Genomic DNA, 26688 nt, shown 5'->3' on the forward strand with positions numbered 1-26688 from the left:
CTAATCATTTATTAAATGAAAACTCAGTTAACGATACTGCTTGTAAGCCTCAGCCTAATTGGGCAGGCTCAAGAGAAAGGGTTTGTATTGATTGGTCAAATCAGTGGCCCTATCCCTTCTAAGAAGATTCTGTTCGCTCACTACGATACAGGCAAAATGGATAGCACCGATATCAATGGTAATCAATTTACGTTTACGGGAAAAATGGTTCATCCAGCGTTAGCTACTGTATGGACCAATGGTATCTACCAGGGCTTAGGCGTATGGCTGAGTAACGATACTATCCGCGCCACCTTTAAAATCGTTGGTAATGTTCTACAGACAATAGAAGTGGCAGGCCCCCCCCAAACAGTAGACTGTTTAAACAACATTAAGCTTATCAATACCATTAACGCGTCTAGCTTAAGTAAACCACAAAAAAACCAACAGGTGGCTGATTTAATCAGTCAGTACATTCACAACCATCCTGATTCTTTCTATTCGCTTTTTTTACTAAGCACCAATTCAAGACTATTAGGCATAACTCAAAGCAGAGCGCTATTGGCTACTCTACGGCCTGCTCTACAGGTTTCACCCGACGCAGACTCTTTCAAAGCGCACTTGCTTACTCAAGAAGCATTGGCCATTAACACGGTGCTTGATGCGTTTAGCCTACCGGATACGAATGGGGTTCTCCGAAGGGTTCTTCCCTCGGGAAAGCCTTACACCTTGTTAGCTTTATGGGCTTCTTGGTGTGCTCCCTGTCGAGCTCATAACCGTCAAGATCTAGTCAAGCTTTATCAACGCATAGACCACACTCAAATTGAATTGATCAGTATTTCGCTAGATAACGAGAGACAGGCCTGGCTCAACGCAATTACCAAAGATGGTATGACTTGGCCCCAGTTATCAGATCTTAATTATTTATCCGGTCCACTAGCCAAAAAATTGGCTCTTTATTCAGTACCTCAATTCATACTGGTAGATAACACCAACAAAATTTTAGCGGTTACTCTCAACGAAGCAATTCAGATAATTGACAGCAAATAATCTGTTGTATAAGTGGCGTGGCTGTTGCAAAAATCTGGGTAGAAGCCGGATAGCAAGGCATACCCATCAAATAACTGCCATAAGATGACTTAAAATTTCGGATTAACGAAGCTTAGAAAGTGGCATTTTGACTTTTGCAACAGCCACTGGCATTATGATAACCTAGCTTATAAAAAGCCTAAACAAGCTTCTTTGTAAGCAAGTACTTCATGGGCCGTTTCTTCTTCCAAATAGTCTTGCACTAGTTGGTAGTCAACGCCCACTGGAACATCTACAGCAATGTAATTCGGTAAATGACTCCCCTCCCAAGTACAGCCCAAATTAACTAATTCCTGAGTGACTCGATCTACGGCCTTTTCATCGAAGATCATCAGTTGAACAACACTGTGACCCGACGCTTCAATCAGCGAGTCGAATAGAAGTTCTCCATTCTCTTCTTTGGCGCTAATAATATCTCTGTAAGCGATTGAAGTAGCATAGAAAGGAATGTTCTCAACCCTGTAATTTTTTTCTACTGGAGTAGCCCAAACGCTCTCTAAAGAGGTTCCTTCTTCGTCCTCGTACTCAAGCATGATTTTAGTTAATTCCATGCTCCGAATTGTTGTATAATCAAACGTTATGTAAAGTAATACAAAATTCAGATAGGTCTTACAGGCTGTAAGACAAGATTTTAAACATCGAATCAGCGCCAATTTTAGACGTCTAACGCCTTTGCGAGCTGATGGGCTCGCTAGTGTTTCTCATTGTGTAACCAGTTAAGTTCCTCCTCGAATAACCGTCACATACAGATAGTAGATGTGTTCCCCAGCGTGTTGGGGCACCAATCCTCGGGCGTGAAAATAGCGACCACTAAAGGTAACCGTTTTGCCGAGCCACTGCCTAGCGTTCGCCAGGTTACAGATAAGACCGGTTCTAACCGTATCGAACGTATTGGGTTCGCCATAGCTAATCACGTAGGCCTGTAGTTCCCCGCGATAACTCACGTGACCAACCTGTTGGTGTCGCTCCATGGCAAACTGGCTCGAATCCCGGCAGCCTTTTTGGACAAACCGGCGAAATTCAGTGGGGTTCAGGTTGGATAAGGTTGTCACTGAGGTAATGTCGGTTACGCCCGGGACGTGGCCCTGTTGCGCCTTGGCTGAGGTCAGTAGTAAACAGCCAGCAATGACACCGACTAACCACCAGCGGTTAGCGAGTAGATCCATGGGTTGGCTCATTTGTGTATAACTAGATTGCTGCTTGCCGGGCGGTAGATAACGGTTACGCTGGAATAGATGACTTGCCGGGTGTTATTCCATACGGTTGACGTTTTTTCTGCCGACAGATTTACCTGCTTCTAGTTTTAACCATTCGATCGAATGAAGAATTCGCTAGTATGGGTCAAGTCAGAAACGACTTCGGAATGCCCGCTCCATAAATGCTTGTTCCATTCTTGGAATCCCTATACTCGTGGCAACTGATTTCCATTCAGCAATTACTGCTAGTATCCTTGCTATGATCTGATTTGCCTTATCTATTTCAATACGAAAATAGGGAGCTACTTTCAGAGCCAGCTCGATCTCCAATGAGTTATCATTTTCATCAATATTTAACTTTAAACCTGTCCCCGTTTCAACTGGATTTAGGTCGTAGGCAGGAGAAAGTATCCAACCAGCTGGAGTTAATAGAAAACCGTGATTTCTGAGATGATCGTCAGTGTTAGAGATGCATATATTGAAAACAATTCGACTCCATAACTGCTCTAGATCCTGCGCTGGCTTGGCTCCTTGACGCATAATAAACTCAGCAAGTTCTAAATAACTTACTCCTTCTTGATGGTCCATGCCGTCAGTATAGCCGAGTAATGTCATCGCCGAAGCAAAGTGAATACGTCTGCCAGCAGTAGTTCGGTCAAATCGTTTTGTTAAGAACGTATGGTGCCGAACACTAAACCGTTCAACAAAAGATTCAGCCACATTAATGCCTGACTCATAGGCTAATCGATGAGCTACCATTTCCCAGGCTCCTGTATCTCGATTATCCATCTGACTAGGAAACTTAGCAATCCATAGATGCTGTTTAGGGTCAACCACACTTGCTTTGGGTCGAGCACCACCTAAAGATGATCCGGGCGCTATCAGCATTGATAGCCATTTTATATACTCCGGATTGTCGATGTCATCTTCGGTTTCTAGCTTTAAACTTGCTTCTTCCAGAGTCCGTAATGAAGTAAATGGAGGAGTAGCCATTTGAGCGTCATCATGTTGAAAGGCACCTTCAGATTCGACTTTAAAACGGATTGCTCCCATCCTGTGTTCATCATAAACGCCCAATAACATATCTGCTTCAAAAAGCTTATTTTCCTTACGGCCTTCCAAACGAGCCATGACGGCTTCCCGCCGACGCATCAATAATCGACCCCATCGGTCGGGGGATGAGTCTGTGAATAGTCCAAAGTTTGTTTTGGTCTCTGTCAAGTATTGTGGACCTGTATATAAATGGAGTTCTGGATCGAGTTGTGACAAGGCATTTCCAGACTTCAGCCAATCCTGACTGTAATTGAATGAAAAGACCTCTTTACCCCGTAATAGTGCTGCCGTTAGAATACCCATCAGTGTCGGCTGGGGTAACTCTTGCCAATCCGCGTAAACCAGTATAGTCCGCGGGTTTTGTGTTGCCATATAAAACAAAAATTAACTCAACTTCTTAGGGGCTCTTTCTTTGACTAATAAGCCGGCATCTTGCAGTTTACGTCCAAGAATGTCATCATTCGCAAGCTGCGGTAAGTTTTTATCAAGCCCTAATACAAATAATATTTGTACGTAGGCCCCCATTGTCACGCTTGGTGATCCCTTCTCAACTTGCCATACCGTAGTTCGGCTAAGATTTGCTCTCTCAGCAACTTGATGACTACTGAGTTTTCTTCTTAGACGTGCTAGTTTGATATCCTCGCCTAACACAGATAGATTTTTCTGAACTGAAGGCAATAAGATGACTGGCTTTTTTTTCATAATGTTCATAATAATGAACAAATATAACATTTTTGTCTATTATTATGAACGTTATACTTTTTAGATTGCTTATTGCATAATGGCTTCAATTAAACAACCACCTGCTAAGCAGGTGGATTTGTTAAAAAGGAGCGGGCATAGCCCGCAGGCTTACTCATGAGGAGGCTCAAACAAATCGAAATCAACGCTTTGACTCTCCTCTTTACGATCTTCAGTTTCCTGATATTTCACATACCGGCGAATATGATCTTCATTAATCCCAACGGTATTGACAAAATACGGCACCGGCCGCCCGGCCCCGTGACCAGAAATATTACCCCAGTAGGGCTTTTTCTTGAGTTGGGGATAACTCCGCTTCGGCGGTCCGATTGAAGAGTTTGATGGCCAATTTACCTTTCAAGGTACCCATCAGTTCGGAAACCGACACGCGGGGCGGGATACTCACCACCCAATGAATATGATCCGCTTGGACATTTAATTCGATGACTTCACACCCTTTCCAATCGCACAGCATCCGAATATCATGCTCAACCAAATCCTTGACCAAACCCGTCAACACCCGAAAGCGGTACTTGGGGGTCCAGACGATATGGTAGTCGCACTTCCATCGGACCGCCGAAGCGGACGACATGAGATTGTTTTTTATGCTTACTCATGTCGTAAAACTAACTAAAAGGCGTAGCCCTCAGTACATCACCACCGCCCAAGGCGGTGGGTTATCGAGTTTCACTCAATCAGTAGCATACGGACGATATAGTTTAGTACCGAATTTTGCAACAGTCACTGAAAGTATGCTAAGCTAGCTAGTAGCTATAAGGAAGATGAATCGTGTCAGTTTCAATCTCGTTACTAATGTTTAAAGCATGGTCTCGAATTTGTATCCGATATTTGGTTGGATAAATGGTGAATCGACTTCCACAAGGATAGAGTTGATTTAGATCCAACGTCCCTTCAATAGGTCCCGTCTTACCTTCTTGACTCAACCGGGGAAAGATTAATAAGTTATTGTTAACCAAGTTCTGTTCAACGTATTGCTTATTCTCTAAGCGAAACGTACGAATCATATAGTTACCCCACCCACCTGCTTGTTGATAGCGATCTAACTCACTGCTGATTATGGGTAAGGTGTTGCCTAAATCACCATCGCCATCGGTAAAGCTTAATGTAATTACTAGGGAATCACGCTTAGATTGCCCAACTCCCGAGCCTGGTTGAAGCGTATACCGACTAAATCCCTTAAACTGGATTTGGGGAACTTTCGAGTATGTAGGCACTTGAAAACAACTGACTATTATAAAACTAACAAGTAGACTAATTCCGCCGGAAAGCACGGCCATTTTGCTAGAATTTACTTTTTTCATAGACTTATAGTGGTGAGTTTGTAGAAGTGTAAACGGCTAACTGCAATCCATGTTGGCTGAGTGTACGTGCCTTTTATGTTAGAGGCATTATTCTGAAAAAGGGTTGTAAACTGTGGTTTTAAATGGTTAAATCTGTTGTATAATCTGCGTTGCTGTTGCAAAAGTAGATGCCTCAACTTGCAATAGTATGGTGGAGATCTTTCTAGTTGCCATTGGGGAAGTGAAAAAATAAGCTTCCTATTTACAGGGAGTGCCGTAGCCCAATAGCTTAGAAGCCGCGTTATATACCACCTAAACCGCTTTGAGACACGCACAAATCGATCAAATCTCGATTTCCGTATAACCCTGTTATAGTAGATTTATTCAATAAATTCAATATTGATAGCAACAATTATTTTTTATGTTTGTATACGTTTTACGATTTAAATAGATCCGAATGAAAGCATTAGATATCCGTTTTTTTTCACTCGCAGAAAATAGCCAATTCAAAGCTAAAAAAGTGAAAGTGTCTAAAACTAAAAAAATAGTTTTAACAGGTTATATTTCAAATGCTGGTAAACTGGTTTTCCCTGCTAAAACTGTTTCTAATCTAGAAATTGACCTTGATTCAACTGCATTTAAAGTAGGAATACAGCAAGATAAACGCAAAGCTAAATCGCTTTACCTGGTTCCGGCCAGTGGCCAGGCCGATACATTCCAATTTGAAAAAGCAGCCAAAAGTTACACACTATCTTTACCGTTCATTTTGAAAAAGAGCGGAGTTGTTTTTCAAAAATCGAAATATGGCTTTACCATTCGCTTTTTCGAGCATGAAGGTTCAACCGCCTTAGAGCTACAATTAACTACAGAAGTTACCACGCCGAAAGCCCCCTACACTGGCAAGCCTCGCGGTCGAAAGCCCAAGCAAGCCTTGGCTTCCGAGTAAAGTAAATATGCCCTGGTTGAACGGGGCTTATTTTATGGTTTGTATTTTTGTTTTTCAACCAGCCCTTCATTGCATTAGCCCATTTACGCCCGTAATTTCATTTATTCCCATATTGGCAGCTAGTAGGCAGTTAATTCCATTCCCTTTATCATTCCATTGGCTGCCTCACCAGTCAAGAACGCTGATGGAACGGTTGCACTGGTTCAGAACTGAAAGGATCGTCAGCATTTAGTCACATACCCACCTCTTATACAGGATTACTTGTGCCTAGGTGGCTTGATGTGGCCCCACTAGAGGCAAATGTTAAGTTATAAGTACAGCGGCCAATTGCCAAAAAAATTTTCATCATTATAGGTAGCAAAATCTTTTTATCTGATGAAAAAATAAAATAAGCTACTTCCTATTCAATGCATTATACATGCCTTTGAGTAGTGATTTAATGGACTTCAGTAAAATAAATAAGAAAACAAAGAGATACTACTTAATATTTGAAAGTGGTGTTTATATACTAGCCTATTCTCTCAAGCTTACTTTATCGCTCTTTTCCCCATAACTCGTTTACCCTCGTTCACTAAATAGAGTATGCATAAGTTATCTGTATGGACAAGTTATTTTCCTCGTTCGCTCACTAATTACTTGATTAGTGTTTTTCTTATTAGCTGGCTATTTTGGATTCCGGCCGCCTTTTTTATAAAAAGTTCACCTAATCAGGATCCCACCCAGAACTCCTTTTTTATTTTCCTGCAAACAGTAGGTGCTGCAGGTCCGCTTATTGTTACAATACTCCTAGTAAAAAATGTTTACGGAAAAGCTACGTTAAAACACTTACTCTCTCGCTATTTGATCTGGAGAATCAATATAAAATATTACCTAGTAGCTATATTTTTTATGCCTTTAGTCGTTTTGTGCGCCACCTTCATTAATTATATAGTAGGAATTTATTCAGAAGCAGATTTCCTTAGTTCTCAGTTGGGAGGAATGTATCAAAATAACGGTATTCGTGTATTATTCATACTACCTTTTATTTTCTTTACACAATTGTTTACAAGCCCTCTACTGGAAGAGTTAGGCTGGCGTGGCTATCTTTTGCCCATGTTACAGCAACGTTTCTCTGCTCTAGCCGCTAACACCATAGTCGGGTTGATCTGGGGGGTATGGCATTTGCCACTAATAATTGCCTATAAAGAGTCGGTATTATTAGTGCTCCTTACCATAGTTGCCCATAGTATTATGATGGGCTGGTTATTTAATAGTAGTAAGGGGAATATGCTAATGATGCTTTTGTTTCATGCTTCATTAAACATATCACAGAACACGTTGCTACTTGATAGAAACGACCCTATGTACATAGTAGTAAGCTGGGTAGCCGTTATTGCCATTATTGCCTTCTACAAACCCAATAATCTGTCTACGCACCCTCGAATTAAAGATATTGTCGTTTGAGATCGCCTACTATGCTGGCACAGTGAACTTGCTTAACGGGCAGGTCGCCACCCATCTAATGGCAGCGATGCCAGTATAGTACTGGGGCCGTTAGCCCAAACCTAATGTCCAACGGCCCGAAAAAAGACTCCTTTACTAGAGAAACCCTTTCCACTTACTAGGTACTCCTAGCGTACTCTTAGTTAACTCCAAATGGTTTAGAGTTAACTATCCGGGCTACTCGTTGTGGATCAACCTATCCCCAGGGAGTAGCTCTTAGCAGAGCCCCCGGCCGGTTCAGCGAATAGCCTGTACACCAGTTCATAGTTAGCCAAGACCGCTGACGGGCTTTTACTCGCAATTAAAAAGTAAGGTCAATACTGCCTAACCCTGAAACTTTTCAGGCATTCACAACCCTATGACTACTTGCTCAGGATACCCTGGTTTAGACTCAGTTGGTTAAACGTGACTAAATAGGTTTTTCAACATTTCTCGGAAAGAGTAATTTCCGAGATGTTGAAAAATAGTTAACTTGCCGGAAATTTGACCGGGCAGCTCCGATATCCAAGTTAGGATATAAACGTTGGCCACCTGCGGTATGAAGAAACAAGCGGTACGAGTACTTCCCAAACCGACTCAAGACCAATCCCTTCAACAAGGGGCAATCACCCTGACCGTTAGCCAGGTGCTGGCTTACTTTGCCGCCTGGCTGACTAAGCCGGGGAATTACCCTCGCCTGGTGCGGCCTTACCTCGAGTTTTGTGTCGCCAATCAGTATACCCTAGATCGATTCAGCCTGGGACTGTTTGCGGCCGGTCTTTCCCCCAATCGCATTTCACCCCTTCGTAAATTTCTCCTCTTCTATCATACCCAGGGGACGCCCCGATTAGTGGCCGACCCGCCACCCACTGCGAATTCCATCCCTGCGGCGAACGAATTAATTCTGGGGTTTCTGTCGGATTCGACCACCTTGCGGGGGGATGAATCCAAAGACACCTATACCAAATCGTTGAACGCCTTCTTTAGCTATCTAGCTGAGGAGCAGCGTCAGGGACGGCCTGCTTCCTTTAATGGGCTAACGGTCGAGCGCTATGTGGCCTGGATGAAACAAGCTGATTTGTCGGCCTTTACGATTAACCTCCGGCTTTCCGCCATTAAGCAGCTGGCCAGCTGGGTCATTAAGAATCGGCAGCCGGTTGGATTAACGCCCGACCAAGTGGATGCCTTGCGGGATGTGGCTGGGGTACGCGGCCTGACTACCGAACGAAAATTTTACAAGGATAGCCTAACTCGGTCGGAACGGGATACGCTACTGGATGCCATTGAGGATACGGCGGACCGGGCGTTGATTGCCCTGTTAGTGATTGAAGGGCTTCGGACCGTGGAAGTCACCCGCTTACGCGTAGGGGATATTGATTTTGAGCGCCAGCAGCTTTGGGTCAAAGGGAAGGGCAAGGCTACCCGGAAGGATGTACATCTATTCCCGGCCTGCGCCCAGGCGTTACAGTCTTATTTACTAGATCACTTGTATTGGCCCGTTGCTGCTCAACCTGGAAAAGCCTTATTTGCCGAGTTGAAAACCTATCAGATTCGCTACCGTACGGATAAATACCTAACCCAACTGGGCTTGAAACGGTCACGGATATCCGCGCACAGTTTGCGGCATACTACGGGCCAACTGTTAATTCAGGAGGGCATCGAGCCCGTTCATGTCCAGCGCCATCTTCGTCACGAACTTTTCGAAACAACCCAATTTTACATCAAAAAACAGACCGAACAAGACTACTACAAAAAGCTAACGGACAGCAATTCAGCCATATAGCTATAATAACGGTTAAGGTACGCAAACTAAGGCCAAAACCTTGAAAGTTGAAATGATTCCTTGCCCCCAGCTATCTATTCTACCTTAAATCTGCCCTACCCGAAGCCATAAAATAACCTAACGTATAGCTTTGCGAAGTGGTTGGCAAACGGCTGTTTAGTAAATATAAATGGAATCAACTGAATTTAGTCAAGACTAAATAGATCCATGGAGGTAACAATGTGATGAATTATCGTTACGCTTTCCCCCTGCGTTTTTCAGCTAGCTTTCGGTAACAATTATGCACCCTTGATGGCTGCCCTATGCTACAATGCCCAACTTATAAACCAAGCGGATGGGCCTATTGCCGAGTTTTTTGCATTCGAAAGCCCCTTCATAAGGTTAATAGCCAACTGGGCAATACTCAATGACTTGGCAAAGCTTGTTAAAGTTGAGGTGTCGCTTGGTTAGTAGGTGTTTATTTCCCTAACCAGATTTTAAAATCAGTTACTCGATCTCTGCTAACAAATACCTCATGCCGCGGCTGAGGCTCAACTTGAACTTTAAGCGAACTTTTGCCAAACGCATGAACAGTTATAATCGAATCATAACTAATAATGTGCTGCCTACTCACGCGAAAAAAATGTTGGGGATCAAGCAACGTAATCAACGTTTCTAACGGGAAATCGACGGGTAGGTGTACGCCTGTTTTAGTTACTAGATAGCTTATGCGTTCTTCAGAATAAAAATAAGCAATATCACTGGTAGCTACTGTTCTTATTTTTAAGCCAGCCGCTACCATAAATCGCTCTTTGTAAGGCGAAGGAGCTGGTTTGGTTTGCTGTAATAGCCCTAACAATGAATCCATTTGGGGGAATAAGAGCGATTTACGTTGGCGTTTGAATTTTTCGATTGCTGCCCTTAAGTCATCAAAATCTAAAGGTTTTAATAAATAATCAATGCTGTTAACCTTAAACGCCCTGAGCATATACTCATCATAGGCAGTAGTAAATATGACCGGAGCCGACACCTGAATTTGATCAAAAATGCGAAAGCAAATCTCATCTTCCAGATGAATATCCATAAAAATGATGTCAGGATCTGGATATTTGGCCGATTGAACTAACTGAAGCCAGTGAACCGATTCCTCAACAGAAGGTAAGGTAGCTAATACCTGGATGGTGGGATCATATTGTCGTAATAAATCCTCTAACAACTGGGCCGTCAACAGCTCATCTTCAACGATCAAAACGTTCATAGTGCGTCAATTAAGGGAATTTTAACGGTAAACTGATGGGAAGTTTGGTCAACCTCAACCGGTTGATTGGTAAGTAATTGGTAGCGGTTGATGATGTTAGACAAACCAACTCCGGTTGAATAAAGCTCACTCTGTCTAATTTGTAACCGATTTGTAACTACTAACTTTTGCTGACAGATTTCAACTTTAACTAACAACGGGTTTTTAAGGGACATTTGATTGTGTTTAACCACGTTCTCTAGTAAAAGCTGGAGCGTTAACGGCGCAATCATATAGGATGACGCTTGGGACGAAGTCAGCGCAAATTGCACATCAAACTTATCTTTAAAGCGAATTTTCAACAAGAAGGTATAGGCTTCAATAAACTGTAATTCGGTTTGTAAGAGCACTAAGTCATTATCTTTTTGTTCAAGGATATAGCGGTATGCTTTGGCTAACTGGGTAATAAATTTACCCGCTAAATTGACATTGTTTCGAATTAGGGAGGCTAGAATACTTAAGCTGTTGAACAGAAAATGGGGGTTAACTTGATTCTTAAGCGCCGTAAATTGAGATTGAATATTTTCTTTTTCGAGTTTTTCAGCCTTGAGTTTAATGGCCTGCATTTGCTGTTGCATCTGGTAGTTTTGCGACTGAATGCGATGATTATTCATCAACACGTACAGCGAAAAGGCAATGAACATAAAAAAACCTTGGTTTACTCGGTTCCGATAGGCGCCTAATTCTGGATCAAAGGAAGTGACAGGGGTAACCACGACTAAAATCTGGAAGGTTTTAGCCAATATAAATTGGTAAACATATAGTCCAATGAAGCCCGCTAGGCTGGTTAAAACCTGCTGGAAAAATCGACTTTTTAGCCCATCTACCTTATATAGTGCATTTGCATCAGATTTAGTGAATCTATTTTGTATGAATTCGGTGGTGTAAAGCCAACCAATCATAAAGCTGAATAAAATACAAAACTCAATGCTTAATATAGGAATAACTTTAATAAAATAGTCCAAAGTTCGGACCCGAAGGTTTATATATACTATCAGTGGATAATAAAATATTATCATCCCTAATGCAATTTTAAACTTTCGTTTTAGTGGAATTACCTCAATCATATCGTATTCTTTTTCACATACTTATTTAAAGTTACTAACTATTTCTCGGTTAAAGTTAGCTTCCTATCCATTCCAAAGTTATTTGTGAAATCAATTTGACGAAAACTGCATTTTTGGTATTTCCATAGAACATTCTTAGATGACCCTAACGACAGTTTTGAGGGTGAATTACCTTATTATCGAACCAAAATCCTGCATTAATAAACTTATAAGTTACGTTTTCGGAAATTTTTGAATTATTCGATCAAATATGATTAATAATATTCATAAAATAAACAAAGTAGTAAGCTTACGGTTTCTTTTAAGCTTTAGATTCAAGTTGTTTACAGATACCATGACAGTTTGGCTTTATTTAATTTGTCATTATTATTCCTGGCAGGACGATTTATAAAATAGTTTTCAGCTAGTGACTGCGGCTTACGGCTAGCTTTATAAAAATTTAATTTGGATCGTTTACCACTCTGGTAGGTTATAAAGACAAGTCAATGAACCCTTCTTAATTATGCACCGCTTACTCGATAAGTCTATATCATTTATAGCTTTTCCCAAATGCACGCTTTTCCCCTAATCAGCGTCCCGTTGGTTAACCTAAAGTCCGCCATTTCTCTCAGCAATACTCAATTTATTTAGCCTGCTGACAGATACAAAGGCTGGCAGTTAACCGGTCATCAAGTATTATCCTGATCATTGTTGATTTATGAACAACTTAGGTTCTTGGTTTGATCACGTTTTGGTAAAAGGAGGCAATGATCACTTGGACGTTAATACTTCCTATCCGAAAATCAACAGGCTGTAATTGGCTTTAAAGGCCGCACATTCTATTTTGACAGAGTCAATTTGACGCATTTCACTATTGTTACCCCTGGAAGAAAGCCAGGCAATAAGCCCTTAAACTCGTAATGTAACGTGGTTAACAACTAACTATGAATCGGCTCTGGTCTTATCGTGCCAACAGCTCCTGAACCAACGTATTGATTACATTGACTCCGGAGCTGTTGGCACGATAAGGCCCCCATACTTTATGCAAAGGGGTATTATACATTTTGGTGAAATGCTGATGGATTTAGGTTGTAAGTAACGGGTCATCCATCCAGCCACTCCTACGCTAATGTAGACTAGATTGCACCATCGAGATAAGCAAGACCTGGCAATGAACCCGCGCGTAGTAACTGGTTAACGCATCACGTCTGTTCAAAAAGCCAGAGCTGGAATACATTGGGATTTGGAAAGAGAACGGTGTTGTCATTTATTACATGCGAAGGTGTACTGGTAAAAAGGAGCCTACGACAACCCTAAGGGCTACCCAGCAGCGTCAAGCAAGATCATTATTTTATTTTATCACAATTAAGATCACCAGCTTCCGAAGTACCATATCCATTACCTGCTACAACTGGCCCGTAGGTACCCCCGCCGGCATAATCCCTACGAAAACCTAGATGGCGGACAAAATGACAGCCTAGGTTGTCTTTATATAAAACGTGGGCATGGCCATTAGTTACTTTTTTGGTAGGTAGCCCAAGTTCATTTTTATCAATATGCCAATCTGTTCCATCAGGCTCGACGACTAACTTTAGTACTTTCACCTTCCAGTCTCGCTCGATAGCCGCTGTTAGATTCGCGGCAGAAAGCGCCGGATCCTGAAAACGGCCGCTTACTTTTTTAAAATCATCGGGTATCTCAGTAGGGTTGACATAAGTAGAACGAGCATGCTGCGCTGCCAATGCAGCATTCTTCCGTAATTCGTCAGGATTCATCCCACTTAAGTCCAGCGTGATTTCACCGCTTGCCAAGGGATCTCCAAACGTACCAGGCGAGATAAACTCAACTTTGAGTTGGTGTGAGCGGGGAGAGAGAATGGCAAGCGCTTCGGCCCAACCTGGCGCGTCGATTGCATGGTTTGCTTGGTTGGGTTCGGGTAAGATCTCAATCGCATAAACGCTCTTAACCATATCTTCTTTATTATGCTTGAAATCGATTCGGTCCTTCATGTTTCCATCTACGTAATACCGGTAGCTGGCACCTAAATTGCCCTCGGCTAATTCTTGAATCGTTCCTTTCAGGTAAGCAACGGCGTAAATATGATCTTTACTAGTGAACGCAGTGGCAAACTGATCGGCTTTCTCCTTTCCAACGACTATGGGGCTTTTAGAGAATAGGATTTGTCCGGCATGCTGACGGTGAAAATCAGAGGTAAATATGGATTTACCGTGCTGTTCGTTTAAGGAATTGTACGCTTTATCTATATCATTTTTTAATGCTTTAGCCGCTTCGTAATTTGGAAGTATGAGCGTAACGGCTTCTGCATAGGGGCTAATTCGTTCTAATGTTTTGAGCGCCTGGGTCGGGCTATTTACTTTTTGCCGAAAAGCTTCCTCAAGCTCACGATTTAGGTACCCCTTTAAGTCACTTTCAAAATATTGGGTGTACTGATTGTCAAATTCAAGTAATCGATTGTATTCCGATAATACATTGTAATTAGCCGGTTTTCCCTTTTTTTTCAGTGTTTGAATCGTTTGACCATAATCCAGCGTTTTGGCTAGGGTTAGGTATTGGCTGGGTGAATCGGACAATCTGAGTAAATCCCGCCCAATAAAGGATTTGTCTTTAATCCACCGATCATAGTCTTGATCAGCCGAAACAGAAGACGCACCTTGCGGTTGTTTTTCTGGGGCTGTGGAAGCACTCCCTGTCGAAATACTGACCCCCGACTTGAGCTTATCCTGCGCTTTCTTAATAAAGCCTCCAAGTTGAGCCTGCACGCTGGAGGTCAGGTCAAAAAAGCAAACAAAGAGACTAATTCGTAGCCCCCATACCTGTAATCTTTTCATAGTCAATGGAAGAAAAAAGCTGTAAGCTGTTGTAAACAGATCAATACATGCCCAGTTGAAGAATGAATTGTATAGTGAAAAATTGTTGACTGGCGAGGCTGAACCTGAATGGTTTTAGAAGCCGCTTTAGGGTTGTGAGACAGATGACTCTCTTAAAATCACAATCAACACTCATTCATTGGTGTTAAGTAAATTAGTAAAACAAAATGTTACGATGTTGGTAAACCTGAAGCAGGGCGATTAGCTGATGGACTCATCCAGCGTTGAAACATCGTATTACTCGCCTGATATATAGACGATTAATAGAAAATGATTAATAAACTTTTTTATACGATAGCGTTAGTTGTGGCTAGAGCTGAAAATCCGCAGCTTGACTGACCTTTTTAAGGTTGATGGTATGGTGTGAATAGCCGTAACGATCAGTATGATTAGTTTTAACGCACGCGGAGGGATTATTCATTAAACCCGTAGTCCAAGTAGGAAAGTGTTTTTATCAAAATTACGCCAAAGAAACACCCCCAGCATGAGGCGACTAAGGGGTTGCAAGATCGGATAGATCCAGGTTACCAATCCGGCGGCCCAGCTCACATCCGCGTAATTCTGGATAATAATAAAAAATGTTAGTGGGACGGCTAACCAAAACAAATAACTGAGTATCCGTAATTGTGAAAAGGACCAAGTAGCCCAGGCTATAAACAACGAGCCAAATAAAAACGCGAGTAACAGCACAAAAAATAAACTATCCCACACTGAATTAAATACGTTTATCTGAGCGATGATTGCCCCTTTGCCAGCTGCATTAGCACTGGGGAAAGCCGCCCGCCAATTCTGGTTGACCGTAAAAATGATGATTGCCATACCTACCATTTCGATTAAGCCCCATATGATAAACCAAATCATGGCTAAAAAGGCTTTAAATGAGGTATGAGTAAGGGTAGAAGCTTGAGAAAAAATATAAAACGTTAAGCCTGCATACCCAGTCAACGTAAGGGGTATATGAAACAGATTAACCCAGTTTTTGGCCATATAAAATCCGTTAGTCGCTAGTTGCCAACTTTCCTCGGGCGTACTTGGTGGTGAGTATTGCCGGGGTAGATACCAGAGTAAAAAAGTTGTCAATGCTGATAGTACAGCGCAACAAGCAGCCACTTTAAATATAAAATAATTTTCTGCCGTTTTGATCATTTTAAATTAATTGTCATTGCCTAAACAACGCTTAAAAAAAAGGTTTGGGTTTGTTGAATATAACGTTTCTTTCACTTTTGAAAATCGGCGCCTAGAAATAGTTATAACTACCCCATTTTTTAATTCAATACTTGGGTTAAAAAAACGAAACCCTTTCAAGGAAGTTATAAACAATGGGTTGATTAAAGCTGATTTATGCACTCGAATAAAATCAGGAAGCTGCTGTTCAAAAAATAATAGGGTACAACAACTCAACATGTGATTGCCATCAGCAAAATAGACAAACGTATAATTCCCTGACCCTTGAAACCAAACAATGAATTTTGGATCAATTGGCTTATAGTATCCAGGAAGCTTTATGTACAGAGGATTGAATAGACTATTCTCCATTTTGTAAAAAACTTATTAAGTAGATCTTATTTTGTTTAAAATCCAAATACTTAATAAGACTATTGTTGGAATACAATAAATCGAAATACTGACTTTAAGTTGTTAATAATGGATGTTTGAGTGCAAGGTAGGATAAATGTTTTTTTTTAAATCTAAATGCAGATTGAACGGTTCTACATGTTCACTGAACGGTTATTCTATTTTACTGAATGGCATTGTAGTATTTCGGTTACTAGTGCATTCTGAATTACCCATTTAGAATGCATTTTGATTCAAATTACGATGAAAAAAAAACCAAGTTACTCTACATTTTAAGTCTAATTCATTCGATAACGATAGGAATTTATCCCCAGTATGGCGTGAAAAACGAAGCGGTTCAGCGGAGATGACAGTAAAAATGGGCTTAGTCAATAAACCAGGAGGTAGCAATTTGGCTTCAACGTATGAGAAAGAGAGCGATCTTAATCTCAAAACCATCCAGTTGCTACCCTTTTCTATAATTTGTACCATGAGGAAGCACAAAGCCATTACAAAAATTGGTTAGTTAACCATCAAAGCTTTTCTAAGCAAATACCTATTCTGCTGTTGCTGGAGAGTTTAACCTTTTTAACCCTACCTTCTAAGAAATTATCCTACCAGTCTCATAGTAACTATGTATATAGCCCTGATTAGGAACCCAATGGGTTAGCAAAAGCCAACCACAACCTTTTACCTAGTGCGTATTATCACTGAGACTGCAACTAGCCTAACGTGAAGGCTTATCGTAACATTGAAAAACCTAGTACTAAAATTGATACCCAACAGTAAGTCCTAAGGCAGTGATTTTTTCACCACCTCCATAATTTTGGAAGGATGCCCGTATTCCGCTAAGCCAATGGTCATTTAATGACCATTCTCCGTCAAATACTAGAGAATAACCAAATGTGAAGTAGTTATGGGGACGATCATAATGCAATGGACTAATCACATAGGGTACATTGGGTGGTATATTGATATTGTTCCCCTGAGCGTAAATGATGAAACTACTGGTATGAGAATCTGAAATAAACCGTAAAGAAGGGCCAACTCCTACTCGAATCTTGGTATGCTTTAATGATATGACGGAAAAGAACCAATTCGCATCAAGAGCCAATGAAGCTTTAGCAGATCGAAGTACTTCGGTAAACCCGTTGCCAGGATTGACTTCAGTAACGTTTGTTCCATACCCCAGTTGAAGGGCCGTAGCTAACGTAACAAATCGTCTCCGTAAATTTGAGTGAATATATTCATTGTAGAAGTTAATACCATTTAAATCCCCAGCGCCAAATTTAATGTAGGTGAGTCCAGCCTTTACACTAGACTGAGGTTTAGGTTGACCAATTACCAAATGGTTAGCGAGTAATAAACAAAGCAAAAGGAGGCGCTTCATAGGTTTACGTTTTAAGTTATCAGGCTGATAGTCAGCCCTAGACTAATATAACTCAACCTACAAAAGTGAATAACAATAGGTTTACTGGAAGGCTTATTCTTCTTGATGAAAGGGTGAGTTGCTAGGGTGAGTTGAATGAGCTTTTGTCGTGGCCCCTAACTATTGAATAGTTAGGGGCCACGACAAAAGCTCATTAATTCTCTTGATACGTATCTAGGATCATTTTGGTGCTACCCGTAAATCCTGGCCCCTCGATTAGCGAAAAATAAACTCCTTTTGGATAATTAGATCCGTCAAAATAGAAACTATGTGTACCTGCCTGTTTAAATTCGTTTTCAATAAGTTTTTTGATGATTTTACCTGTAACATCTATAATGGATAAATTAACCATACCACTTTTAGGCAATTCATATTCGATTTGAGTTGTTGACTTGAACGGGTTAGGAAATGAGGTAATTCTACCAGACGAGCGTTTTTCTAAGGTTAGCATCTCAGTTGGAGATTGATAATCGACCTTAAGGAGCATCGCATCCCCTGGCTTAAGGTTAATGGAATACTGGCCGTCCCGTGTGGCTTTGGGGATTAACTGGTTGGAGTCAAATAAATCGGTTACGCTTTGTACGTTTCGGTCAAAGGTTAAACTGGCTTGCGTATTGTTTTGCAGTTTACGATTGACAACGAAAAAATAGGTATTGCCATCGAGGTTAAATTCGGCAATTCGTACCATTCTATCCGAGGTAGTTAATGCCTGAGTTGTTTCTTTCCAGACTGCATTTAAAAAAATGTTTGCTGTTTTATTGATTTTCTGATTTATCTCAGAAATAGGTGCCCAAAGTGGTTTGTGCTGTATGGTTGGCCCAGCTTCTATAATGGCTTCAAATTTTTCGGGATGCTGCGGAAAGTCTTGATATACAAAGTAAAAAAGCCCTTTAGCATTATAACTTAAAGCAATATAAGCCTGGTATTTCATTTCAGCGGCAGTGGGGTAACGGAGGTCTTCTAACTGGGTATCTGGTGCTGTGGTCTTCAAGGATTGTACCAGCAACCAAAAGGGCTTATCAGGGTATTTATTACGGAGAAAACTTAAGCCTTTTTCATGCGATAATAGTTGTCCTTCGAAACCTGGATAATCTGCAACAGTACCAATGGGCGTATTGTGATGAAAGGTATAACGATGAAAAAAATTAATAGATGGGTTCGTTATTCGGCGATCCCGGTCAATGTACAGGGTATCGGAAGCGTCAATCGTAAACCCGTCCCGCATGGGATCAATAGAATACAATAAATTTCGATGCATGCCAATTGTATTCATCTCATGTTCAAGACTAGGTTCATCTTGCAACATGTACCCGTATAGATTAGCTCTGTTTTTGAATCGGCCTATGTTTGAGTAACTACCTGCAAAAGCTATTCCCGCTTGCCAATCGTTAAAATATCCATTTTTTTCAGTATAGCCACATTTGAATAAATCTGGACGAAACCCTAATGTAGTTTCGGCAATGACCTTGATATTCGATCCGGCTTGCTCAAGGGCGTCAAAAAATTGGTCGCCAAAGTCGGGATTCCGAAGAAAGGCCATATTTATACCTAGATCTGCTAAATCATTGACAAGTTTTTTATAGTACGTTCGACTATCTTCACGAGCAAACATGTATACTCCAAGGGGAAATATACGATTATGTTGATAATCAGGTGCATTAAGCAAACGAATGGTATCAACTAATCGGTCTTCATAAATCACCCGAATCCGGGCTAATCCATTTGATTGACCAGCCGTGAGCTTTATTTGGGCAATCCCTCCGTGAAGTTCGCCTACCGATGACCCTGTGATCGAAACAATAGTGGGATCAAGATTTGTGAATGTCACTGAACCCGTCGCGCTTGTTACCACACTATTCATTGGATCCACCAAGGTGGCTGAAACTGTCGACAGTTGGGCAGGTTGTAACCGGAACGGCTTAGCTTTGCTAATTATTTTAGACGGCGTACGATCCCTTGTTTCTTCGAGATTCACTTCATCAACCCACGCCGTTCCTTGAAGAAAATCAAAGTGTAGGTAGATTGATCCTGCTGCCGTCGATAGTGGCGTAAAATTAACTGAAATCCTTGTCCAGTCATTAGTACCCTCTAAACGGGTTGGCGTCCAAACATCAAAATTTTGTTGGCGAAATTGTAAGGCAATTTTATGGGTCCCCCCCTGTAGTGCCTGGGTCTTAACCCAGGCACTAAGTGTATATTCAATATCCGGTTGTAATGTACTTGTCAAAAGTTGAAAAACATTGGATCCTGATTCATCCGCTAAGATTTTCCAGGCTTTTTCGCCAGCACCATGGTGTTGTGTATAATCAATGATGGTTCTGTTAGGTCTGTAATTCCAGTGTTGGGGGTTGCCTGCTTGGTCAAGTTCTTCAAAAGACCCATTCTGAATCAGGTTTTGTCCGAAAGCAACTGAATGAATTAAGCTACACGCGACTAGTATCAGTAAATGTAAATTGTTCATGGACTTTTGCGTTACACTTGGGGTATGGTTTGCGATTATTTTTTTGGTATAGGGATCTTAATAGGGATAAGATATAGCCCAGCAACCTCTCTTTTCTCCTTAATAAGCCTTAATTGGCGATTGATGGCGCGAATTGTCGATGGGCTTTTCGTCCATTTATCTTTCATTCATCGACTGAGTCCTTAACCTTCTCAATCACCGTTACGTTGTTTTCAACAGTATATTAAATTAGCATACCTGGTGTTTATGTGGAGGCTAACTTTCCTTACCAACCAAATTGAACACGTATATAACGCCACTAAACGCTAAGAAAAATTATCCGCACAACCACCACTTCAAGCGATTTTTGTAGACGCCTTCGGTTATACTCCATGTAAGGAAAGTTAAGAGCGAACCACATGCCTATCAACAAAGCTGCTGCAGATGAATAGTTGATCTCAATTAATCAACTGAAGTGTTTGTGGGTATATGTACTCTGTAAAGAGATCTAAAAATTATCCAATATCATTACATTCAGTAGGCGTGTCAGCGAACCAATTTATTTGAAGATTTAACGTTGCTTAACCAGTTTGCATAACTGGGCTGTTTAAACTCAATTACGAAGGGGTGCACCCAAAAAACTGAATTGGAATACTAATTCGCTTAATTGATTTTCATAGAGTTTAAGCGAACTTGCGATAGGGTTACTTTATATTCTCAAAAAGTTGAGCAACTAAACCTACAACTTCTTTCCATTTATTGACAAACTACTTTCCTAAAGGGTAGATTATTGCTCTTTACAGGAGGCAAATCGTTACTGACTAGCCTAAGAAGAAAATCGTCGGAGTCTACTGACGACTAGTCTGCGACTTGCCTTTGTCCGCAATTAGTACAACTAATTGCGGACAAAGGCAGCAACCGCTGCTCGTGTGTCGTAAACGACTTGTGCTTCTCCTATTTTTGCTGGGGTCTTGTCTACCTTATTTTGTTTATGGCAACTGACTGTAAAAGGTCTAACCGCACCGGTGCCCCGGTACTTGCTTGTCTGCAACGCCTCGATGCGTTAAGCAGGCACCTTGAATATACATTTTGAATGTCTGCTTAGACTGGATTACATCAATTTATCTAGAATGAAGAGAAGGTTAAATCCCTAAACCAACTACACGGTTCAGTACTGATTTAGTACCGTTCAGGTTACCAAAATAGATTTACAGTTAAGTTTATAAAGAGGGCGGGATGTATAGAATTAGCTTAGCTGCTTATTCTATACATCCCGTCCATCCTTAAACGGGATGGAGAAAAAAAACCATTTAACTAATCCTGTTAGCAATCAGTGACCTGCATTAAAACTCTACAAAATTGGTATCCAAAAACGGGGGAGATTTAAGGGATAAGATCAATCGTTTCTTTAAAAAACGTCAATGGGGGTGATCAGGTTAACAGGGCTTGGTATACAACCATTTTAGCTCTGAAAGCGACTATACGACAAGTGTACCCATGACACGCACAAATTTTTTAGGCATTTCACACGTTGCCATCATTCTTTCCCTCTCGGGGTGCTCCTTCATTCGGGAAGATGTTGGGCCATACCAGACCGCCCAACAAAGCTATGCGCTCACCAATTTCGACCGACTGGATATGGGCAGCGCCTTCGTCATAACCGTCCAGCAAGGGCCGGCGTATAGCATCACAGTAGAAGGAGACAGTCGAAACCTAGATGACCTGGATGTCTATACGCGCAACGGAACGCTAAAAGCACTGTACCGCGTTGCCCGAAATCGCCAGTATGCAACCACGTTCCGCATTACGATGCCCAGTCTTCGCGGCGTCGATTTTTCGGGAGCCGTTCGTTCAACAGTTACGGGCTTTACCAATCTGGATGCGTTTGACATAAACTTGTCAGGAGCCTCGGAAGGCCAGTTTATCGTGCAGGCCGCCCGATCAACGATTGATCTATCAGGTGCTACGATACTTCGGTTGAGTGGCCAGGGCACCACTCTGACGGCGGTTGTGTCTGGTGCATCACTCTTACAGGCGTTTGATTACCCAGTTGATAATGCAGGTCTGGATTTGTCGGGAGCCAGTAAAGCCAACGTCAGTGTCAACAGCAATCTGGCTGTTAAAGCCAGTGGAGCCAGCGCCGTTCGCTATCGTGGAAAACCAACTATTGTGCAGCGCGTAAGCGGAGCCAGCACGGTTCAAAATGAATTGTAGGGAGCCTACCCCAGTAAGTCTATACCTATAATGAAATATTACATTTTTTTCTTACTTTTTATTCTTGGGCATTGGGCAATGGCTCAGCCGTTTAAAAATAATGTAACCCTTGAAGCAGGTCTCCTGACTCAGTTGCATTGCTTAGATGAATTGGCATCCCCTCTGTATTATGCTGGTCAACTCATCCCCTTCTCCTTCGAATACCAACAAACACACGACAAATTTATACATGAAATTACCACTCGTGCGGCACTAAACGGAATAAACACCCGTAAGATGACCCCTATCAATCCTACCATTATACCCTATGAAGCATTCTATTCAATTGTAGAAACCCGTTATACGCATCGAAGAAAAATTTTCGTAACAGAAACAGTTAAAGCGTGGCTCGGAGCGACGCTTAATCTATGGATGGCCAAACGTGATTATTCTCATGTCCCCACTTCCTGGGACATTGCGCTGAGCCTGGGGCCAACCGCCAGTTTAACCTACATGCCCCACCGGCTTCACCATTTTTCAGCAACTTGTGCTACTAGTGTAATTGGATTAATTAGTCGACCTCCTTATGTCTTAACGGGTGACGAGTCACTAAATTGGACGCCGATTAATCATGTTAAACTGGCTAGTTCGCCTTCATTTATATACTTTTTCGCTGATTTTAGCTATGAATTTCTTTTCGCTAATGGGCGGCATAGTACTGGCTTAACTTACCATTTTTCGAGCAGTAGCTATACGCTCCCTCGTCAAACTACATCAATAATTAGTGAAGCATCTATAGCCTATAAATTTTTCTTTTAATTGTATGAACTATCCTATACTCTTATTATTTTGTTCGACTATCACTTTACAAGCTTGCACTCCTTTTATTGATGTAAATAAGTCAACTCTCAATCCCAAAGTTAATTTTGAGGTATTATGGAAGGAGTTTGATGAAAACTATGCCTATTTCACTGAAAAGAAACTGGATTGGCAGGCTATTCATAATCAGTACAGCAGTAAAGTAAGTACTACTATTAGTCAAGATAGTCTGTTTACTATATTTACTCAAATGCTTTCTCCCCTCCAGGATGGACACGTTACTATTTCTGGATATAAAACAAAGGGGGAGGATTTTAATGCCTATTACAGAAAACGATTTCAACGTAATTACTATCCTTCAGTTATAGAAAATGGCTATTTAGAAAATAAATGGACAAATGAAGCAGGAAACTTAGTAGGAGGCACTATTAAAACGCTTCGCGGGGAGGTTGGGTACATTGCAATAAAAAGATTTTCTGTTCCAGGCCAAAAAGGAAGTCCCCAAAATTGGGTGAATGATTTTGCTTTATTGCTAGATCGATACCGTAATTTACGAGGGCTACTTATTGACGTTCGTGGTAATGGAGGCGGCAATTATTTTAATAGCATTGCCATTGCCAACCAATTGGTAACGACGAAGCAATTGTTTGCAATTACCAGAACAAAAAATGGTAAAGGTTCTCAGGATTTCTCCAGTCCAACCTATTGGTATACTGAACCGGCAGAAGGTTTATCATTTACAAAACCTATTGCTCTTCTGACAAACCGCTATACGTTTAGTGCAACTGAATGGTTTGTTATGGCTATGAAAAATTATTCCCACGTTATTCAAGTGGGTGACACAACAGGTGGCGGCTTAGGAAGTAAACTCCAGCGCACATTACCAAATGGATGGCTATACAGCCTCTCAGTGCAAAAAACAACAGACAAAAATGGGGTAACTCAAGAAGCATCTGGTTTTGCGCCGGATTACCCTGCAGCAACATTACTTAAGGATTCCGCTGCGGGAAAAGATCCGATCATTGATATAGCACTCCTCAAATTACCATACTAGTCTTTGAGTAAATATGTCAAAAATTGACTGTTAACCCATCTCGTTCATTATTTGTAAAAGTATACTCCATTAGACTTACTTTGCGGCTTACGAACTGGCTATGTTGACGCCAGGGCGAGGATGTGTCACTGGCGAAAAAGCAGGATGTAGCCGACCATCCCTTTGCTAGTTAACCACTCATTAGTGGACCAAAGTCTACTATTGAATTACCAGCTACTTTCAACTGGCGTAACTGATGGCTCTTGCGGTCACTTTATTACAAGAGAGTAATTGACCACTTCTGAACCATGCCTGTCAAGATCGATCCACCGGTGCGGCCAGGCTTTTACATTAGAGAAATGAAACCACGCGGGCGGCCATGTGTTTTTCCGTGATCTGAAAAATAGTTTGATAAGCTTTAGCCTCTTAACGTAAATATTGGTTCTCCTTTTTAGTTTCGGCAAGCTTCGACTCCACTATTTTAGCCTAATCGGCAACTCGCTACCTGGCTGTATGGCGACGTTTAGGGTATAAAGGGCTGCCAACGCAGGGGACGTAGACGGCAGCGAAAGGAGTTGCAGTTGAGGCGGCTACTCCCTCATCGAGATGCTCAAGATGTATATCGAAAGTGGTGTAAAGCAGGCCCCTCCTTTAAGTACTTCATAATCAATGGTTTCAGCCTTGGCGTGGATGTCTCTAAAGCCACTCTCGACTTTGCCGTTGCCCAAACCAATCAGCCGCGACGGCGGACCGTTTCTTTTTCATCAGCAGGTTAGCAATGACCAAAAAGGCATTACTGATTTTCTTAAAGCGTTACGTCAGCAAACTAAAGCAAGTATCGGGCAGTGTCTGTTTTGCTTAGAATTTACGGGTATCTACAACAACCCTCTTCTAAAAAAACTACACCAACTTGCAGCCTCCGTTTGGATCGAGCGGGCTGTTCACATCCAGGAGAGTATCGGACTTACTCGGGGCAAAACGGACCAAATTGATGCCAAACGGATTGCTTTGTTTGCTTACAAAATCGGATCGCCGAAGCGACTGCGACGAAGCCCGTTTGTGGACCCCACCACGCCCTGTTATCGCTCAGTTAGACCGATTGACAGCTCAGCGAGCTCGCCGGGTAAAGGTGATCAAAATATTGCAGACCCCGCTAACCAACTCGGAAGGGTTCATTGACAAAGCAGATCGAAAAGCCAACCAGCGGGCCTGTGCGGCCTCTCTAAAATCGCTTAAAGCGGATCTTCAATCAGTCGATAAATCAATTGTCGAACTGGCTAAGTAAGACCCTGAACTCAATCGGCTTTTCGAGCGCATCACGTCGGTAGTGGGGATCAGCCAGACTACGGCGGCTGAGATCATTGTCACGACGAACGAGTTTACCATAACTGATCCAAAAAAGTTTGCCTGCTATGCCGTAGTTCCCTTTGAACGGGGGCGCCCGTGCGACGTAGTTCAGGCCAGCGTAGGGGCCGTCCTTAGGTGAGTCATCGAGCGAATAAGAAAGTCAAATCGTTACTGCATATGGGGGCTATGTCAGCGGCTCAGCATTGTATGCAGTTGAAAGCGTATTATGAACGGAAGGTAGCCGAGGGTAAGATCGGATCGCCGAAGCGACAAAATGCTAGTGCTAAACAACGTCCGTAACAAGATTGTCCTACGTATTTTCGCTTGCGTGAGAGAAGATCGAAATTATGACGAAAACTTTTCTTTCACCTTTGTTTAAATCATAGAAATCGGCCCGGCATTTTCTCAGACTGAGTCATGTGATGGTATCGATTAGTCGTTGGCCTTGAGCCGCGGTGGCGGACCACCTTTTTTTAATACCCTATTTTCTAGTCGGACCGCTGAAGCGGCTCAATTCGGCCACCAGTTGTTTGGGAGCCTCATTTTCGGACTTGATGGATTGTACTTCAGGAGCGGTAGCTTCCCGGATGGTATTGCCAGCCAATCGCTTTTTACCCGCTTCCAGAAACTCCTTGCCGCTTCGGCGGTCCGATCCAGCGGTAGTAGATATTGGTGCGGTCCGCCGCCGCGGTTGAGTCATTCCCGCCTGGAGCGCCAGCCCGGGACAGATTTCGGCCACCGACTGTTCTCCTTGCAAGCCTTCCAGAACAATACGCGGGGTGGCCCGTGCCAATTTTTTCCTCAGCGGAGTATTGCAGTCGGGTTTGCCCCGCGCCGGCGTCCGGCTGAATGTCTTTGATGATGGATAGAGCTGGCTTACGTTCGGAGGTAGTTGAAGCAGATTGTGCCGGAACGGTTGGGAGGATATTTTCTGGCTGAATTGGACATAGCCAAGGTGATTTGAGTGAAACAACGGGGTCGCCCGTGCGATTACTGAATTGTCTCTTCTGATTTTCACCGCCCGGCGGCCCGGCCCTTTTGTCCACTTTCATTTGAGGACGTACACGCTGAATGCCTACGTTGGCAATTGTACCGCGCGGATTTCTATCCAACG

At 42.2% G+C, this 26688-nt stretch carries 19 protein-coding genes and 3 pseudogenes; 8 read left to right on the forward strand and 14 right to left on the reverse strand.

The genetic code is table 11. The annotated features are described in order from the left end of the window. Positions 1-15 precede the first annotated feature (15 nt). Entirely contained in the window at positions 16-1029 is a 1014-nt protein-coding gene (locus ACYVFD_RS31055; RefSeq protein ID WP_461094505.1) for a thioredoxin-like domain-containing protein, read from the forward strand. A 167-nt stretch (positions 1030-1196) separates the two neighbouring features. Here the strand turns inward: ACYVFD_RS31055 and ACYVFD_RS31060 are convergent, their stop codons facing one another. The 6 genes and pseudogenes from ACYVFD_RS31060 to ACYVFD_RS31085 all read right to left on the reverse strand — a co-directional run bounded on the left by ACYVFD_RS31060 (position 1197) and on the right by ACYVFD_RS31085 (position 5380). Continuing rightward, positions 1197-1619 (reverse strand): DUF4265 domain-containing protein, encoded by a 423-nt coding sequence (locus ACYVFD_RS31060; protein WP_461094506.1) that lies wholly within the window; start codon positions 1617-1619, stop codon positions 1197-1199. Between the two features lie 165 nt (positions 1620-1784). Further along, positions 1785-2234, reverse strand: a complete 450-nt coding sequence (locus tag ACYVFD_RS31065; RefSeq protein ID WP_461094507.1) for a hypothetical protein — start codon at positions 2232-2234, stop codon at positions 1785-1787. A 180-nt stretch (positions 2235-2414) separates the two neighbouring features. Further along, on the reverse strand, positions 2415-3689 hold the full coding sequence (locus ACYVFD_RS31070) for a type II toxin-antitoxin system HipA family toxin (protein WP_461094508.1): 1275 nt from the start codon (positions 3687-3689) through the stop codon (positions 2415-2417). Positions 3690-3701: 12 nt separating this feature from the next. Then, complete coding sequence (locus tag ACYVFD_RS31075; protein WP_461094509.1) at positions 3702-4019, reverse strand: helix-turn-helix domain-containing protein; 318 nt, start codon at positions 4017-4019, stop codon at positions 3702-3704. A gap of 150 nt (positions 4020-4169) precedes the next feature. After that, positions 4170-4650: pseudogene (tnpA, locus tag ACYVFD_RS31080) on the reverse strand (IS200/IS605 family transposase). A gap of 172 nt (positions 4651-4822) precedes the next feature. Further along, positions 4823-5380 carry a hypothetical protein gene (locus ACYVFD_RS31085; protein WP_461094510.1) on the reverse strand — a complete coding sequence of 186 codons (558 nt, stop codon included), beginning with the start codon at positions 5378-5380 and terminating at the stop codon, positions 4823-4825. A gap of 436 nt (positions 5381-5816) precedes the next feature. On the opposite strand from ACYVFD_RS31085, the gene ACYVFD_RS31090 reads away from it, so the two are divergent. From ACYVFD_RS31090 to ACYVFD_RS31100, 3 genes are all read left to right on the forward strand, one after another. Beyond that, complete coding sequence (locus tag ACYVFD_RS31090; protein WP_461094511.1) at positions 5817-6305, forward strand: hypothetical protein; 489 nt, start codon at positions 5817-5819, stop codon at positions 6303-6305. A gap of 582 nt (positions 6306-6887) precedes the next feature. Continuing rightward, positions 6888-7748 carry a CPBP family intramembrane glutamic endopeptidase gene (locus ACYVFD_RS31095; RefSeq protein WP_461094512.1) on the forward strand — a complete coding sequence of 287 codons (861 nt, stop codon included), beginning with the start codon at positions 6888-6890 and terminating at the stop codon, positions 7746-7748. Positions 7749-8325: 577 nt separating this feature from the next. Continuing rightward, positions 8326-9549, forward strand: coding sequence for a tyrosine-type recombinase/integrase (locus ACYVFD_RS31100; protein WP_461094513.1), 1224 nt, complete (start codon positions 8326-8328; stop codon positions 9547-9549). Between the two features lie 457 nt (positions 9550-10006). On the opposite strand, the gene ACYVFD_RS31105 is transcribed toward ACYVFD_RS31100, so the two are convergent. The 7 genes from ACYVFD_RS31105 to ACYVFD_RS31135 all read right to left on the reverse strand — a co-directional run bounded on the left by ACYVFD_RS31105 (position 10007) and on the right by ACYVFD_RS31135 (position 20203). Beyond that, a complete protein-coding gene (locus ACYVFD_RS31105; protein ID WP_461094514.1) occupies positions 10007-10786 on the reverse strand; it encodes a LytR/AlgR family response regulator transcription factor in 780 nt (259 codons plus the stop codon). After that, complete coding sequence (locus ACYVFD_RS31110) at positions 10783-11727, reverse strand: sensor histidine kinase (protein ID WP_461094515.1); 945 nt, start codon at positions 11725-11727, stop codon at positions 10783-10785. The genes ACYVFD_RS31105 and ACYVFD_RS31110 overlap by 4 nt, the downstream gene beginning before the upstream one ends. Before the next feature lie 1490 nt (positions 11728-13217). After that, entirely contained in the window at positions 13218-14720 is a 1503-nt protein-coding gene (locus tag ACYVFD_RS31115) for a hypothetical protein (protein WP_461094516.1), read from the reverse strand. A gap of 459 nt (positions 14721-15179) precedes the next feature. After that, positions 15180-15905 carry a hypothetical protein gene (locus ACYVFD_RS31120; protein ID WP_461094517.1) on the reverse strand — a complete coding sequence of 242 codons (726 nt, stop codon included), beginning with the start codon at positions 15903-15905 and terminating at the stop codon, positions 15180-15182. Between the two features lie 6 nt (positions 15906-15911). Next, complete coding sequence (locus tag ACYVFD_RS31125; RefSeq protein WP_461094518.1) at positions 15912-16295, reverse strand: LytR/AlgR family response regulator transcription factor; 384 nt, start codon at positions 16293-16295, stop codon at positions 15912-15914. Positions 16296-17079: 784 nt separating this feature from the next. After that, positions 17080-17703 carry a hypothetical protein gene (locus ACYVFD_RS31130; protein ID WP_461094519.1) on the reverse strand — a complete coding sequence of 208 codons (624 nt, stop codon included), beginning with the start codon at positions 17701-17703 and terminating at the stop codon, positions 17080-17082. 193 nt (positions 17704-17896) lie between these two features. Beyond that, positions 17897-20203: a carbohydrate binding domain-containing protein gene (locus ACYVFD_RS31135; RefSeq protein ID WP_461094520.1), complete on the reverse strand. Its 2307-nt coding sequence runs from the start codon at positions 20201-20203 to the stop codon at positions 17897-17899. 1476 nt (positions 20204-21679) lie between these two features. Here ACYVFD_RS31135 and ACYVFD_RS31140 point away from each other — a divergent pair. From ACYVFD_RS31140 to ACYVFD_RS31155, 4 genes and pseudogenes are all read left to right on the forward strand, one after another. Next, positions 21680-22396 (forward strand): head GIN domain-containing protein, encoded by a 717-nt coding sequence (locus tag ACYVFD_RS31140; protein ID WP_461094521.1) that lies wholly within the window; start codon positions 21680-21682, stop codon positions 22394-22396. A 30-nt stretch (positions 22397-22426) separates the two neighbouring features. Further along, positions 22427-23194 carry a hypothetical protein gene (locus ACYVFD_RS31145; protein ID WP_461094522.1) on the forward strand — a complete coding sequence of 256 codons (768 nt, stop codon included), beginning with the start codon at positions 22427-22429 and terminating at the stop codon, positions 23192-23194. Positions 23195-23198: 4 nt separating this feature from the next. Continuing rightward, positions 23199-24248 (forward strand): S41 family peptidase, encoded by a 1050-nt coding sequence (locus ACYVFD_RS31150; protein ID WP_461094523.1) that lies wholly within the window; start codon positions 23199-23201, stop codon positions 24246-24248. 641 nt (positions 24249-24889) lie between these two features. Continuing rightward, positions 24890-25953: pseudogene (locus ACYVFD_RS31155) on the forward strand (IS110 family transposase). Between the two features lie 132 nt (positions 25954-26085). Here the strand turns inward: ACYVFD_RS31155 and ACYVFD_RS31160 are convergent. Then, a pseudogene (locus ACYVFD_RS31160) lies at positions 26086-26500 on the reverse strand (hypothetical protein); the annotation flags it as partial. Positions 26501-26688 lie beyond the last annotated feature (188 nt).

It is taken from the genome of Spirosoma gilvum, assembly GCF_054776815.1.